10 protein-coding genes and 2 pseudogenes are annotated in these 13622 nt (G+C 70.2%); 3 read left to right on the top strand and 9 right to left on the bottom strand.

Annotation, left to right across the window (positions count from 1 at the left end; translation table 11 throughout):
* Nucleotides 1-17 precede the first annotated feature (17 nt).
* The 7 genes from RLT59_RS32840 to pgsA form a co-directional block, all read right to left on the bottom strand.
* Nucleotides 18-770, bottom strand: a complete 753-nt coding sequence (locus RLT59_RS32840; protein ID WP_024492903.1) for a YebC/PmpR family DNA-binding transcriptional regulator — start codon at nucleotides 768-770, stop codon at nucleotides 18-20.
* A gap of 61 nt (nucleotides 771-831) precedes the next feature.
* A complete protein-coding gene (gene pdxT, locus RLT59_RS32835; protein ID WP_311306755.1) occupies nucleotides 832-1425 on the bottom strand; it encodes a pyridoxal 5'-phosphate synthase glutaminase subunit PdxT in 594 nt (197 codons plus the stop codon).
* Nucleotides 1426-1431: 6 nt separating this feature from the next.
* A complete protein-coding gene (pdxS, locus tag RLT59_RS32830) occupies nucleotides 1432-2352 on the bottom strand; it encodes a pyridoxal 5'-phosphate synthase lyase subunit PdxS (protein ID WP_311306754.1) in 921 nt (306 codons plus the stop codon).
* 165 nt (nucleotides 2353-2517) lie between these two features.
* On the bottom strand, nucleotides 2518-3063 hold the full coding sequence (locus RLT59_RS32825) for a hypothetical protein (RefSeq protein ID WP_311306753.1): 546 nt from the start codon (nucleotides 3061-3063) through the stop codon (nucleotides 2518-2520).
* 71 nt (nucleotides 3064-3134) lie between these two features.
* Nucleotides 3135-4298, bottom strand: a complete 1164-nt coding sequence (locus tag RLT59_RS32820) for a glycosyltransferase family 4 protein (RefSeq protein ID WP_311306752.1) — start codon at nucleotides 4296-4298, stop codon at nucleotides 3135-3137.
* A gap of 4 nt (nucleotides 4299-4302) precedes the next feature.
* Nucleotides 4303-5232, bottom strand: coding sequence for a phosphatidylinositol mannoside acyltransferase (locus tag RLT59_RS32815; protein ID WP_311306751.1), 930 nt, complete (start codon nucleotides 5230-5232; stop codon nucleotides 4303-4305).
* Nucleotides 5232-5882, bottom strand: a complete 651-nt coding sequence (gene pgsA, locus RLT59_RS32810; RefSeq protein ID WP_311306750.1) for a phosphatidylinositol phosphate synthase — start codon at nucleotides 5880-5882, stop codon at nucleotides 5232-5234. The genes RLT59_RS32815 and pgsA overlap by 1 nt, the downstream gene beginning before the upstream one ends.
* Before the next feature lie 291 nt (nucleotides 5883-6173).
* On the opposite strand from pgsA, the pseudogene RLT59_RS32805 reads away from it, so the two are divergent.
* Both RLT59_RS32805 and RLT59_RS32800 read left to right on the top strand, forming a co-directional pair.
* Nucleotides 6174-8398, top strand: a pseudogene (locus tag RLT59_RS32805) (elongation factor G-like protein EF-G2).
* 146 nt (nucleotides 8399-8544) lie between these two features.
* Nucleotides 8545-10215, top strand: coding sequence for an AbeC-like domain-containing protein (locus tag RLT59_RS32800; RefSeq protein WP_311306749.1), 1671 nt, complete (start codon nucleotides 8545-8547; stop codon nucleotides 10213-10215).
* 63 nt (nucleotides 10216-10278) lie between these two features.
* On the opposite strand, the gene RLT59_RS32795 is transcribed toward RLT59_RS32800, so the two are convergent.
* Entirely contained in the window at nucleotides 10279-10836 is a 558-nt protein-coding gene (locus RLT59_RS32795; RefSeq protein ID WP_311306748.1) for an HIT family protein, read from the bottom strand.
* A gap of 66 nt (nucleotides 10837-10902) precedes the next feature.
* On the opposite strand from RLT59_RS32795, the pseudogene RLT59_RS32790 reads away from it, so the two are divergent.
* Nucleotides 10903-11579, top strand: a pseudogene (locus tag RLT59_RS32790) (potassium channel family protein).
* Nucleotides 11580-11606: 27 nt separating this feature from the next.
* Here RLT59_RS32790 and thrS read toward each other — a convergent pair.
* Nucleotides 11607-13583 carry a threonine--tRNA ligase gene (gene thrS / locus RLT59_RS32785; RefSeq protein ID WP_311306747.1) on the bottom strand — a complete coding sequence of 659 codons (1977 nt, stop codon included), beginning with the start codon at nucleotides 13581-13583 and terminating at the stop codon, nucleotides 11607-11609.
* Nucleotides 13584-13622: the final 39 nt, after the last annotated feature.

The following is a 13622-nucleotide window of genomic DNA, read 5'->3' as shown; positions in this document are numbered from 1 at the left end:
CCGCGAAGCCGCGCCGGTCAGGCGTCGACCTTCTCCATGACCTCGTCCGAGACGTCGAAGTTGGCGAAGACGTTCTGCACGTCGTCGCTGTCCTCCAGCGCGTCGATCAGCTTGAAGATCTTGCGGGCGCCCTCCTCGTCGAGGTCGACCTGCATGGTGGGCAGGAAGTTGGCCTCGGCCGAGTCGTAGTCGATGCCCGCCTCCTGGAGCGCGGTGCGGACCGCGACCATGTCGGTGGCCTCGCTGACGACCTCGTACGTCTCACCGAGGTCGTTGACCTCCTCGGCGCCCGCGTCGAGGACCGCGCCCAGCACGTCGTCCTCGGACAGCTCGCCCTTGGGGACGATCACGACGCCCTTGCGATTGAACAGGTACGAGACAGAGCCCGGGTCGGCCATCGAGCCGCCGTTGCGCGTCATGGCGACGCGCACGTCGGAGGCGGCACGGTTGCGGTTGTCGGTGAGGCACTCGATGAGCACCGCGACGCCGTTCGGACCGTAACCCTCGTACATGATCGTCTGATAGTCGACGCCGCCCGCTTCGAGACCGCCACCGCGCTTGACCGCGGAGTCGATGTTCTTGTTCGGGACCGAGCTCTTCTTCGCCTTCTGGATCGCGTCCACAAGGGTCGGGTTGCCCTCGGGGTCCACACCGCCGGTGCGGGCCGCGACCTCGATGTTCTTGATCAGCTTCGCGAAGAGCTTGCCGCGCTTGGCGTCAATCACGGCCTTCTTGTGCTTCGTCGTAGCCCATTTAGAGTGGCCGGACATCTGCCTTCTCCTTCGCGTCACCAAATTCCGTACGAACCCGAGAGATCCTACCGGGATCGAGTCAGCCCGATGCGCGCACCATGTCGACGAAGTACGCGTGGAGCCGGTGGTCACCGGTCAGTTCCGGATGGAATGACGTGGCGAGGGCGTTTCCCTGCCGTACCCCCACGATATGGCCGCCGTGCTCCGCGACGACCTGGGCCCGCGCCCCTACGGACTCGACCCAGGGGGCCCGGATGAAGACGCCCTCGACCGGTCCGCCGTCGATCCCGGCGACATCCACGGCCGCCTCGAAAGACTCGTTCTGCCGCCCGAAAGCGTTACGGCGCACGATCATGTCGATGCCGCCGATGGTCTCCTGGCCGGAGCGCGGATCGAGGATCTTGTCCGCGAGCAGGATCATTCCGGCGCAGGTGCCGTAGACCGGCATCCCCGCGGCGACCCGCTCGCGCAGTGGTTCCAGCATCCCGAACAGGGCGGCCAGTTTGGACATCGTGGTGGACTCGCCGCCGGGGACGACCAGTCCGTCGACCTCGGCGAGTTCCTCGGGCCGCCGGACCGGCCTGGCCAGGGCGTCCGCCGAGGCCAGGGCGATCAGGTGTTCCCGTACGTCGCCCTGGAGAGCCAGGACTCCGATCACAGGGGTGTCGCTCATCAGTGACTACCAGCCGCGGTTGGCGTAGCGCTCGGTCTCGGGCAGCGTGTCGCAGTTGATGCCGACCATGGCCTCCCCCAGGTTGCGGGAGGCATCTGCGATGATCTTCGGGTCGTCGAAGAACGTGGTGGCCTTCACGATGGCGGCGGCGCGCCTGGCCGGGTCGCCGGACTTGAAGATGCCGGAGCCGACGAAGACGCCCTCGGCGCCCAGCTGGCGCATCAGCGCGGCGTCGGCGGGGGTGGCGACGCCGCCCGCGGAGAACAGGACGACGGGCAGCTTGCCGAGCTCCGCGACCTCCTTGACCAGCTCGTACGGGGCGCGGAGGTCCTTGGCGGCGGCGTACAGCTCGTTGTTGTCGTAGCCGCGCAGCCGGGCGATCTCGTTCTTGATCTGGCGCAGGTGGCGCACCGCCTCGACGACGTTGCCGGTGCCGGCCTCGCCCTTGGAGCGGATCATCGCCGCGCCCTCCGCGATACGGCGCAGGGCCTCGCCCAGGTTGGTGGCGCCGCAGACGAACGGGGTGGTGAAGGCGAACTTGTCGCTGTGGTTGACCTCGTCGGCCGGGGTGAGCACCTCGGACTCGTCGATGTAGTCGACGCCGAGGGACTGCAGCACCTGGGCCTCGACGAAGTGTCCGATGCGGGACTTCGCCATGACCGGGATGGAGACGGCCTCGATGATCTCCTCGATCATGTTCGGGTCGGACATCCGGGCCACGCCGCCGTCCTTGCGGATGTCGGCCGGCACCCGCTCCAGGGCCATGACGGCCACGGCGCCCGCGTCCTCTGCGATCTTCGCCTGCTCGGCGTTGACGACGTCCATGATCACGCCGCCCTTGAGCTGCTCGGCCATGCCGCGCTTGACGCGGGCGGTGCCGGTCGCCGGGGAGTCAGCGGACTGCGGGGTGGTGGGAAGCGTGGACACGGATCGACCTCACTGGGAGAAGGGGTGCTGAGCGTGCTGGGGTGACGCACTGCTGAGCAAACTCTCCGGAGCCGGTCCACAGCAAGGGCCAATAGCAGGCCGGTGGATCGTTTTGGCCCCGCCGACGGTCACGCCGACGGCCGAGGCGCGGGGCCTGAGTGGGTGTCAGCTGACCGGGCGGGCGGCGAGGGCGACCGGTGGCTCGTCGTCCATCTCGAAGGCGAGCGGAAAGGGGGCGTGACCGGCCAGCCGGAACCAGCGCACCGTACGGTGGCGGCGCAGCGCGCGGGCGGCCCGCACCGCGTCGTTGTGGAACCGGCGCGCCATCGGGACCCGGCGGACGGCGGCGGCCAGTTCGGACGCGGCCTCCTCGCCGCCCGGGATCTCCTTCACCGCCGCCACCTGCGCCGGCTCACCGAACACCGCGCGCAGGGCGGTGCTCAGTTCGCTCTCGGCGACCTCACGGTGCTCCTCCTCCGCCTGACGGGCGGCGTGCGCGGCCTCGTACAGGACGATGGACGCGGCCGGGTCGAGGACTCCGGACGTGGCGAGTTCCTGGGTGACAGAGGCCCGGCGCAGCAGTTGCGCGTCGAGCGCGGCGCGGGCCGCGTCGATACGGGTGTGCAGGCGGTCGAGCCGGCCGGCGGTCCAGCTGAGGTAGAGGCCGATCGCGACGAGCACGACGACGGTCCAGATGAGGGATTCGGTCACGGGCCGAAGGCTACCGGTGACCGGGCACCGTCCGGCCCGCGATCAGCCGGGCCGGCAATCCCGCGGGTCGGTCACTGGTCCCGCGCCAGCCCGAACCTGGCCCGCAGCCCCGTGCGTTCGTCCGTGTCCACCGATGCCGCGCCGTCCGCCACCGTCTCGTAGACCGCGAGGATGTCCGCGCCCACCGTCGACCAGTCGAAGCGCCGCACATGTGCGCTGCCGCGCTCCCGCAGCTCCGCGCGCCGCTCCGGGTCGCCCAGCAGCCGGACCGCCGCGGCCGCCAGCGCGTCGGCGTCCTCGTTGGCGAACAGTTCACCGGCCGCTCCCAGGTCCAGGACCTGTGCGAACGCGTCCAGGTCGCTGGCCAGGACCGGTGCGCCCGCCGACATGGCCTCCACCAGGATGATGCCGAAGCTCTCGCCGCCGGTGTTGGGCGCGACGTACACGTCGACGCTGCGCAGCAGCCTCGCCTTGTCCTCGTCGCTGACCATGCCGAGGAACTCGACGCGCTCGCGCATCTCCTTCGGCAGCGAGGCGACGGCCTCCTCCTCGTCGCCCCGACCGGCCACCAGCAGCCTGGTGTCCGGGCACGCCTCAAGGATCGCGGGCAGCGCCCGCATCAGAACGGGCAGGCCCTTGCGGGGCTCGTCGATGCGCCCGATGAAGCCGATCGTGCCGCCCTGCCACTCGGGCCTGGGCTCGGCCGAGGCGAAGACGTCCACGTCGACACCGTTGGGGATGACCACCGCGTCGCCGCCCAGGTGTTCGACCAGGGTGCGGCGCGCGTACTCGCTGACCGCGATGCGTGCGCTGATCTTCTCCAGCGCCGGCTGCAGGATCGGGTACGCGGCGATCATCGCCCGGGAGCGCGGATTGGACGTGTGGAAGGTGGCGACGATCGGCCCCTGCGCCGCCCAGCAGGTCAGCAGGCCGAGCGACGGCGAGGTCGGCTCGTGGATGTGGATCACGTCGAAGGTGCCGTCGTGCAGCCAGCGCCGCACCCGCGCCGCGGACAGGAACCCGAAGTTCAGCCGGGCCACCGAGCCGTTGTACCGGACGGGCACGGCCCGGCCCGCGGAGACCACGTACGGAGGAAGCGGCGTCTCGTCGTCCGCCGGGGCGAGGACGGACACCTGGTGGCCGAGCCGGATCAGATGCTCGGCCAGATCGCGGATGTGGAACTGCACGCCGCCCGGTACGTCCCAGGAGTACGGGCAGACGATGCCGATTTTCAAGGCCCTAGTCTCCCACGGGTTCGAGGTCGGCGAGCCAGAGTCGTTGCAGCATGTGCCAGTCCTCCGGGTGCTCGGCGATGCCCAGGGCGAACGCGTCGGCCAGGGCCTGTGTCATCACAGACGTCTTCTCCGCGCGGTTGCCTGAGCCGGGAACCTCGACGGGCGGATGGATCCGCGCCTTCATCACCGGCGTGTCGTCGTAGTGGAGCGTGACCGGCAGCAGCAGCGCCCCGGTCTGCTGGGCGAGCAGCGCCGGGCCGGCCGGCATCCGGGCCGTGTCACCGAAGAACGAGACCTCGACGCCGGAGGCCGACAGATCGCGGTCCGCGACCAGGCAGACGAGGCCGCCCGCCCGCAGCCGCTGGGCCAGCGTGCCGAAGGCGGTCCCGCCGTTGTGCGCCAGGACCTCCATGCCCAGCCCTTCGCGGTACGCGACGAACCGGTCGTACAGCGACTCCGGCTTCAGCCGTTCCGCGACCGTGGTGAACGGGACCTTCAGATCCGTGGTGACCCAGGCGCCCGCCAGGTCCCAGTTCCCCAGGTGCGGCAGGGCGAGGATCACGCCGCGGCCGGCGTCGAGACCCTCGGTCAGCCGGTGGGCGTCCGTCACGTCGATGGAGTCCTTGATCCGCCGCGCGCTCCAGGTGGGCAGCCGGAACGACTCCATCCAGTACCGCATGTACGAGCGCATCCCGGCCTTGGACAGCGCGGCGAGGCGGGCGGGGCTCGCGTCCGGCACGACCCGCGCCAGGTTCGACTCCAGCCGCAGCACGCTCTTGCCGCGACGCTTCCAGACCTGGTCGGCGATGGTGCGGAAGAGGGCTCGTGCGGCCGGTTCCGGAAGCGTCTTGACCGCGGTCCAGCCGAGTCCGTACAGGGCGTCGCTGATCCGTTCCCCGGCGCCGGGCTTCGGTTCCCCGGTTGCGCGGCTCACTAGGCGGCCTCGCTCCCGGCCGCGTCGGCGGCCGCGGACTCGCGGCGCACCGTCACCACGCGCTGCACCAGCGTCACCAGGCTGCCCGCCGCGACGATCCACAGCGCGATCGGCAGGAGCACCTGGATGCCGGGCACCCCGAAGTTGTGCAGACCCGCCAGACCGGCCGCCACCAGCGAGATCACCAGCCGCTCCGCACGTTCCACGAGCCCGTTGACCGCGACCGGCAGACCGATCGACTCACCGCGCGCCTTGGTGTACGAGACGACCTGACCGCTCGCGAGACAGAAGATCGCGACGGCGCACAGGACGTTGTCGTCGCCGCTGCCCGCGTACCAGAGGGCGAAGCCGGCGAAGATCGCGCCGTCGGCCACCCGGTCGAGCGTCGAGTCGAGGAACGCGCCCCACCGGCTGGAGATGCCGGCCTGCCGCGCCATGTTCCCGTCGACGAGGTCGGAGAAGACGAAGATCGTGATGACGATCGTGCCCCAGAAGAACTCCCCCATCGGGAAGAAGACCAGCGCACCTGCCATCACCCCGGCCGTGCCGATCAGAGTGACCGCGTCAGGGCTCACGCCGAGACGGAGCAGCAGTGCGGCGAACGGTGTGAGGACACGCGTGAAGAATGCACGCGCGTACTTGTTCAGCATGGCCTTCCCGAGGGTTCGGTGGGCCGAGCGGCCCCATCGGCCACCGGCTGACCCATCGTAGTCACGACCGCCGCACTCCACCGCCCCCGCACCCCCGGCCTCCCGCCCGCGGGCCGCCCCGGTCGCGGAGCGGCATCCGACGTATGGACGGGACCGGGACACAGTGGAAAGCTCGGAAGTACCGCGGGCGTCGCCGAAGCCGCCGCGGCGGCTCCCCTCTGCCCGTGCACACTCCCCATCCCGCGCTCGGCGGCTCTCCCGCCCCGCGCCATCACCTGGGAGGCACGCACCATGGGCGACAAGGCACACGCACACACCGGGGCCGCCGGAGGAGTACCTACGGCCGGCCACCCCTCCTCCATCCGGAACGTGGTACTGGTCGGCCACAGCGGCTCCGGCAAGACCACCCTCGTCGAGGCCCTCGCACAGACCGCGGGCGCGGTCAACCGGGCGGGCCGGGTCGAGGACGGCAGTACGGTCTCCGACCACGACGGAATCGAGCACCGTTCGCAACGCTCCGTACAGCTCTCCCTGGTCCCCGTCACATGGGACGGGGTCAAGATCAATCTGCTGGACACCCCGGGATACGCGGATTTCGTCGGGGAGCTGAGGGCCGGTCTGCGGGCGGCGGACGCGGCCCTCTTCGTCGTCTCCGCGGCCCAGGAGGCCGACGCGGTGGCCGGCGCCACCCGCGCCGTCCGGGAGGGTGCGCCGCCGTCGGCATGCCGCGCGCCATCGTCGTCACCCACCTCGACACGGCCCGCACCCCGTTCGACGCCATGACGCGGATCTGCGGCGAGACGTTCGGCGGAGACGACCCGGACGCCGTGCTCCCGCTCTACCTGCCCGTCCAGGGGCCCGAGGGCTCCGACGGGCACGCGCCGCTGACCGGACTGACCGGGCTGCTCTCCCAGCGGGTCCTCGACTACTCCGGCGGCGAACGCGCGGAGAACCCGCCGGAGGAGGACCAGCGGGCCGCGCTCACCGACGCCCGCAACCGGCTCATCGAAGGGATCATCGCCGAAGGCGAGGACGAGACCCTGATGGACCGCTACCTCGCCGGCGCGGACATCGGCATCAGGACACTCGTCGACGACCTGGAGCGCGCCGTCGCACGCGGCACCTTCCACCCCGTCCTGGCCGCCGCCCCCGCCGCCGAGGGCGCCCGCCAGGGCATCGGCACCGTCGAACTCCTCGACCTGATCACCGGCGGCTTCCCGACCCCGCTCGAACACCCGCTGCCCGCCGTCACCACGCTGCACGGCGCCCCGCTGCCCGCCCTCGGCTGCGACGCCGGGGGCCCGCTGCTGGCCGAGGTTGTGAAGACGTCCTCCGACCCCTATGTCGGGCGGCTCTCCCTGGTGCGCGTGTTCTCCGGCACCCTGCGCGCCGACGCCACCGTGCACGTGTTCGGTCACGGACTCACCGGCCCCGGCCGCGAGGACCGCCCCTTCCACGAGGCCGAGACCCGCGTCGGGGCGCTCTCCGCACCGTTCGGGAAGCAGCAGCGCCCTCTCACCGAGGCCATCGCGGGAGACCTCGCCTGCGTCGCCCGGCTGGGTACCGCGGAGACCGGCGACACGCTGTCGGACCCGGACCGCCCCCTGCTGATGGAGCCCTGGACGATGCCCGATCCGCTGCTGCCGCTCGCGATCGAGGCACATGGCAAGGTGGACGAGGACAAGCTCTCCGAGGGCCTGGCCCGGCTCGTCGCCGAGGACCCCACGATGCTCCTGGAGCAGAACCCGGACACCCACCAGATGGTCCTGTGGTGCCTCGGGGAAGCCCAGCTGGACGTGGCGCTGGACCGGCTGCGCAGCCGGTACGCGGTCCAGGTCGACGCCGTCCCGTACCGCGTCGCCCTGCGCGAGACGTTCGCGGGGCCCTCCACCGGACGCGGCCGGCACGTCAAGCAGTCCGGCGGCCACGGCCAGTACGCCATCTGCGAGATCGACGTGGAACCCCTGCCGCCGGGGTCCGGCATCGAGTTCGTCGACAAGGTGGTCGGCGGCTCCGTACCGCGCCAGTTCATCCCGTCCGTCGAGAAGGGCGTCCGCGCACAGGCCGCACGGGGCATCGCCACCGGGCACCCACTCGTCGATCTGCGGGTCACCCTGCGCGACGGCAAGTCCCACTCCGTGGACTCCTCCGACGCCGCCTTCCAGACCGCAGGCGGCCTGGCCCTGCGCGAGGCGGCCTCCGACACCCGCATCCAGCTGCTGGAACCCGTCGCGGAGATCAGCGTCCTGGTCCCCGACGACTGCGTCGGCCCGGTGATGAGCGATCTGTCGGGCCGCCGCGGCCGGGTGGTCGGCACCGAGCAGTCCGGACCCGGACGCACCCTCGTCCGGGCGGAGGTACCGGAGCTGGAGATCGGCCGGTACACGGTCGACCTGCGCTCCCTGTCCCACGGCACCGGCCGCTTCGACCGTGTGTACGCCCGCCACGAGGCCATGCCCGCACACCTGTCGGACCGGATGCGCGGGCAGCGGGACGACACCGTGAACGGTACGTAGCTCCCCCCGCCCCACGGTTGTCCACAGGGCCGGACACCGTATCGATCCGGACGATACCCTGTGGTTCCAGCTCAGAAAGTGTGCCGGGCACGGCAGTTGGGAAACAGCCGCAGGAGCGGTTTCTCGGCAGGCGAGTGGGGGCGACAGTGGCCAACGACGGATTCGATTTCTCTCCCGGAGCGCAGATTCCACTCCAGGGATCGGCGGGAGCGGCGGTGGCGACCAACGCCCTCGCCTCCGCGGCGTACCGCGACACCCCGGTGGACGAGATCCTCAAAGCCAACAGCGAGTGGCACAAGTCAGAGGTGAAGGCCGGCCGGTCCAAGTTCTTCAAGTCCGACTACTTCAAGCCCAACTTCGGCGAGGCCTTCTCCCGCGCCGTTCAGGAACGCACGCTGGGCGGCGCCCGCAAAGCACTCATCCAGTCCTTCGGCAGCGATCCCCAGACCGTCGTCGAGCACTGCCTGTCCGCCTCGCGGCTCCGCAAGGCGCGCGACACCAAACTCACCGCCGTCACCGCCCTCTTCGGCTTCCTCTTCCTGCCCGGAATGCTGCTGTGGATCATCGCCTTCCGGCTGCGCGACATCCTCGCCAAGACCAAGGACAAGGCGCTCTCCGCCCTGGGCATGATCCTGTTGCCGGTCATCGGGATCGCCGCCGTGTACTTCCTGATCAAGATGCCCCTCACCGGATTCCTGGGGCTCTACCTACGGGCGGCGGCCATCGCCCCCGTCATCGGATGGCTGATCGCCAAGCGGATCGCGGAGACCTCCGCCCAGGATCTGCGCGTCCGCTGGGAAGGGCTCCTCTCCGGCGGCGGCGTCATCGCCAAGATCCCCGAGGCCGTGCCGAAGAACCCGAGCGAGACCGCCCGGGAGGCACTCCGCCAGGGCCTGGAGAAGCTCTCGGCCGAGCAGCAGTCCAACTCCGTCTTCTACGCGGGCCCCAAGGGCATCCTCGGCATGGGCACCCGCTGGGGCAGCTGGCAGCTCGCCGAGGATCTGGTCGCCAAGGATCCCGGCAAGGAGTTCCACCAGTTCCGCAGCTGGGACCTGATCCGCGTCATCCACGACCAGCTCAAGATGCTGGAGCGCGGCCCGCTGAACACCGGCGGCTTCCCCAAGCCCTCGGTCACCCACTGGATCGTGTCGCCCGTCGGTGAGAACGCCGACTCGGTCTCCCGCCCCGAGGGCGAGGACGTCGCCACCTTCCAGGTGAAGCCCCACGAGATACAGCGGATCTGCAACCACCAGCAGTTCGGCGGCGGCGACCGCCACTATCTGGGCGTCCAGTTCACCCTCTGGGACGGCCAGCTGGTCATCACCATGATGATCACCGTCACCGTGCTCTTCGAGACCCTGCGCATCGAGGTCACCGGGCACGCCCTCGGCCCGGTCCACTCGCTCTTCACCAGCAAGCCCGCCGCCAAGAAGAAGACGGTCAACAAGACCGTCAAGTTCTGGGAGACCCGCGACATCACGCTGGCGCTGGTCGAGTCCAGCGAGGTGGTCCGGCTCGCCCTGCGCGCCCCGTTCACCTGGTACCCGCCGCTGCTCGACTACCTCGGCGGCAAGATCGCACTGCCGGAACCCTTCGGACTGCGGCACGCCTGGGCCGAGAAGCCGTGGCGCCACCGCTTCATGGCGGACGACGCGATGCGCGCGGCCACCCCCGTCCTGCGCGTGGTGCACAGCGCCGTCATCAAGGTGCTCGACGAGAACGGCGTCGACACCGAACGCTTCGGCAACCGCTCGTCGATACTGAGCGGAATGGTCCAGGACCCCTCGCCGCGCAAGGCCGACCTGTACGACGCTTAGCACACGGGTGGGGCGCCCCGGTTCCCCCGGAGCGCCCCACCCGGATCAGCCCGGTCAGGCAGATCAGACCGGCCAGGCGTCGGCCAGCATCTTCCGGGTGTCCGCCAGCAGCTGCGGCAGCACCTTGGTGTGGCCCACCACCGGCATGAAGTTGGTGTCACCACCCCAGCGGGGCACCAGATGCTGGTGCAGATGCGCGGCGATACCGGCACCGGCCACCGCGCCCTGGTTCATCCCGATGTTGAAGCCGTGCGCGCCGGAGGCGGCACGCAGCGCGGTCATCGCACGCTTGGTGAAATCAGCGAGCTCGGCCGTCTCCGGACCGTCCAGCTCGGTGTAGTCCGCGACGTGCCGGTACGGCACCACCATCAGGTGCCCGCCGGTGTACGGGTAAAGGTTCAGTACGGCGTAGACCTGCTCGCCACGGGCGACGACGAGCCCGTCCTCGTCCGACATCGGCGGGATCGCGCAGAACGGACAGCCGTCGCCGGCCTCCGGACCGGTCGGCTTGTTCTCACCCTGGATATACGCCATCCGGTGGGGCGTCCACAGGCGCTGGAACGCGTCGGGCGTCCCCACTCCGATCTGCTGCTCCGGCTCACTCGTCATGCCGATCAGCATATTGCTTACCCCGCGCGGCGCGTGTCGCCGGGGCCGGACCGGTTCCCACACCGCGATGCTTGGCCGATGAGCGACCGCACCCGGGCCCAGGTCCCGCCCGCCCTGACCCGGTGGGAGCAGCGCACCGAGGTACCGCTCTTCGCCGCGTCCCTGCTGTTCCTGCTCGGCTACGCGGTCCGCGTCTCGCCCCGCACGACGCCCAGCCGTGGCACGACATCTCCCTGATCCTGGTGGGCGCCACCTGGCTGGTCTTCGCCGTCGACTACGCCGTCCGCGTCCGGCTGAGCGGCCTCGGCCACCGCTTCGTCCGGGTGCGCTGGCTCGACACGATCGTGCTCCTGCTGCCGCTGCTGCGGCCGCTGCGCATGGTGAAGGTCTACTCGGCCGTCCAGCAGCGCCACGACGAACCCAAGCTGGGTCTGTACGCGCGCGTGATGACCTATGCGGGCCTCACGTCACTGCTGCTGGGCTTCTCGGCATCGCTCGCCGTCTGCCGGGTGGAACGCGACGCGCCGGGCGCCTCGATCCGGACCTTCGGGGACGCGGTGTGGTGGGCGTGCGCCACGCTCACGGCAGTGGGGTACGGGGACGCCGCACCGGTCACGCCGACCGGCCGGGTCGTGGCGGCGGGCCTGATGGCTTGCGGACTGGCCCTGCTGGGTGCGGTGACGGGTTCGTTCTCGTCGTGGCTGATCCAGGTGTTCCGCCGGGAGGACGAGAAGGGGCCCCCGGCGAGCGGATAGCTCGCCGGGGGCCCTTCCTCCGACCGGTCAGACCTGGACGCGGTCCTCGACGGCCTTCGCGATCTTGGCGATGGCGTCCTCGACCGGGATGCCGTTCTCCTGCGAACCGTCGCGGTAGCGGAAGGAGACGGCGCCGTTGGCCATGTCCTCGTCGCCCGCGATGATCATGAAGGGCACCTTGGCCTTCTGCTGGTTGCGGATCTTCTTCTGCATCCGGTCGGAAGAGGCGTCCACGTCGACCCGCAGCCCCTGCTTACGGGCCTTGGCGGCGAACTCCTGGAGGTACGGGATGTGCGCGTCACCGATCGGGATGCCGACCGCCTGGACGGGCGCCAGCCACACCGGGAAGGCACCCGCGTAGTGCTCCAGCAGCACCGCGAAGAAGCGCTCGATGGAGCCGAACAGGGCGCGGTGGATCATCACCGGGCGCTGCTTGGTGCCGTCGGGGCCGGTGTACTCCAGGTCGAAGCGCTCCGGCAGGTTGAAGTCGAGCTGCACGGTCGACATCTGCCAGGTCCGGCCGATGGCGTCCCGCGCCTGCACCGAGATCTTCGGGCCGTAGAAGGCTGCGCCGCCCGGGTCCGGGACCAGCGGCAGGCCCTGCTTCTCCGAGACCTGCTGCAGCGTCGCCGTGGCCTCTTCCCATGCCTCGTCCGAACCGACGGACTTGTTCTCGTCCTTGGTGGACAGCTCCAGGTAGAAGTCGGTCAGTCCGTAGTCGCGGAGCAGGTTCAGGACGAAGGTCAGCGTCCGGTCCAGCTCCTCGGCCATCTGCTCCTTGGTGCAGTAGATGTGCGCGTCGTCCTGCGTGAAGCCGCGCGAGCGGGTCAGGCCGTGCACGACGCCCGACTTCTCGTACCGGTACACCGTGCCGAACTCGAAGAGGCGCAGCGGCAGTTCACGGTAGGAGCGGCCGCGCGCGTCGAAGATCAGGTTGTGCATCGGGCAGTTCATCGGCTTGAGGTAGTAGTCCACCCCGTCGTCGAGCTGCATGGGCGGGTACATGGCGTCGGCGTACCAGTCCAGGTGGCCGGACTTCTCGAAGAGCTTGCCCTTGGTGGCGTGCGGCGAGTAGACGAACTCGTAGCCCTCCTCCTCGTGGCGGCGGCGCGAGTAGTCCTCCATGGCCCGGCGGATGACGCCGCCCTTGGGGTGGAAGACGGCGAGGCCGGGGCCGATCTCGTCCGGGAAGGAGAAGAGATCCAGCTCCGTACCCAGGCGGCGGTGGTCGCGCTTGGCGGCCTCCTCCAGGAACTCCAGGTGCGCCTTCAGCTCGTCCTTGGTGGGCCAGGCGGTGCCGTAGATGCGCTGGAGCATCGGGTTCTTCTCGCTGCCCCGCCAGTACGCGGCCGCGTTGCGCATCAGCTTGAAGGCCGGGATGAACCGGGTGGTCGGCAGGTGCGGGCCCCGGCAGAGGTCCTTCCAGCAGAGGTCCCCGGTCTTCGGGTCGAGGTTGTCGTAGATGGTCAGCTCGCCGCCGCCCACCTCGACGTCCGCGCCGTCGTCCGTGGAGGCGGAACCCTTGATGCCGATGAGCTCCAGCTTGTACGGCTCGTCGGCGAGCTCCTCGCGGGCCGCCTCGTCCGTCACGACCCGGCGGGAGAACTTCTGGCCCCGCTTCTGGATCTCCTGCATCCGCTTCTCGATGGCCTTGAGGTCCTCGGGCGTGAACGGCTTCTCGACGTCGAAGTCGTAGTAGAAGCCGTCCTTGACCGGCGGGCCGATGCCGAGCTTGGCCTCGGGGTGCAGCTCCTGCACGGCCTGCGCCATGACGTGCGCGGTGGAGTGCCGGAGGATGTTCAGGCCGTCCTCGGACGAGATCAGGACGGGCTCGACGGTCTCGCCGTCCTTGAGCTCGTACGCGAGGTCCTTCAGTTCCCCGGCGATGCGGGCGGCGACGACGGTGCGCTCGCCGGGGAAGAGCTCGGCTGCCGTAGTGCCCGTCGTCACCACGCGCTCTTCCCGCTCGGAATCGCGTTGGATGGCCACACGGACGTCTGACACCGGTCTCTCCTGACTCAGGGGGTGCGCCGCATTTCCATG

Origin of the sequence: Streptomyces sp. ITFR-6, assembly GCF_031844725.1 — a bacterium.
In the GTDB taxonomy this organism is placed as follows: Bacteria; Actinomycetota; Actinomycetes; order Streptomycetales; family Streptomycetaceae; genus Streptomyces.
Note: the sequence above shows the minus strand (reverse complement) of the source record. Positions and strands in the feature narration are given on the sequence as shown.

Bases quoted from the DNA above. Each gene is read 5' to 3' on its own strand.
- RLT59_RS32795 (WP_311306748.1), bottom strand. From the start codon at position 10,836: ATGCTGATCGGCATGACGAGTGAGCCGGAGCAGCAGATCGGAGTGGGG.
- RLT59_RS32840 (WP_024492903.1), bottom strand. From the start codon at position 770: ATGTCCGGCCACTCTAAATGGGCTACGACGAAGCACAAGAAGGCCGTG.
- pdxT (WP_311306755.1), bottom strand. From the start codon at position 1,425: ATGAGCGACACCCCTGTGATCGGAGTCCTGGCTCTCCAGGGCGACGTA.
- pgsA (WP_311306750.1), bottom strand. From the start codon at position 5,882: ATGCTGAACAAGTACGCGCGTGCATTCTTCACGCGTGTCCTCACACCG.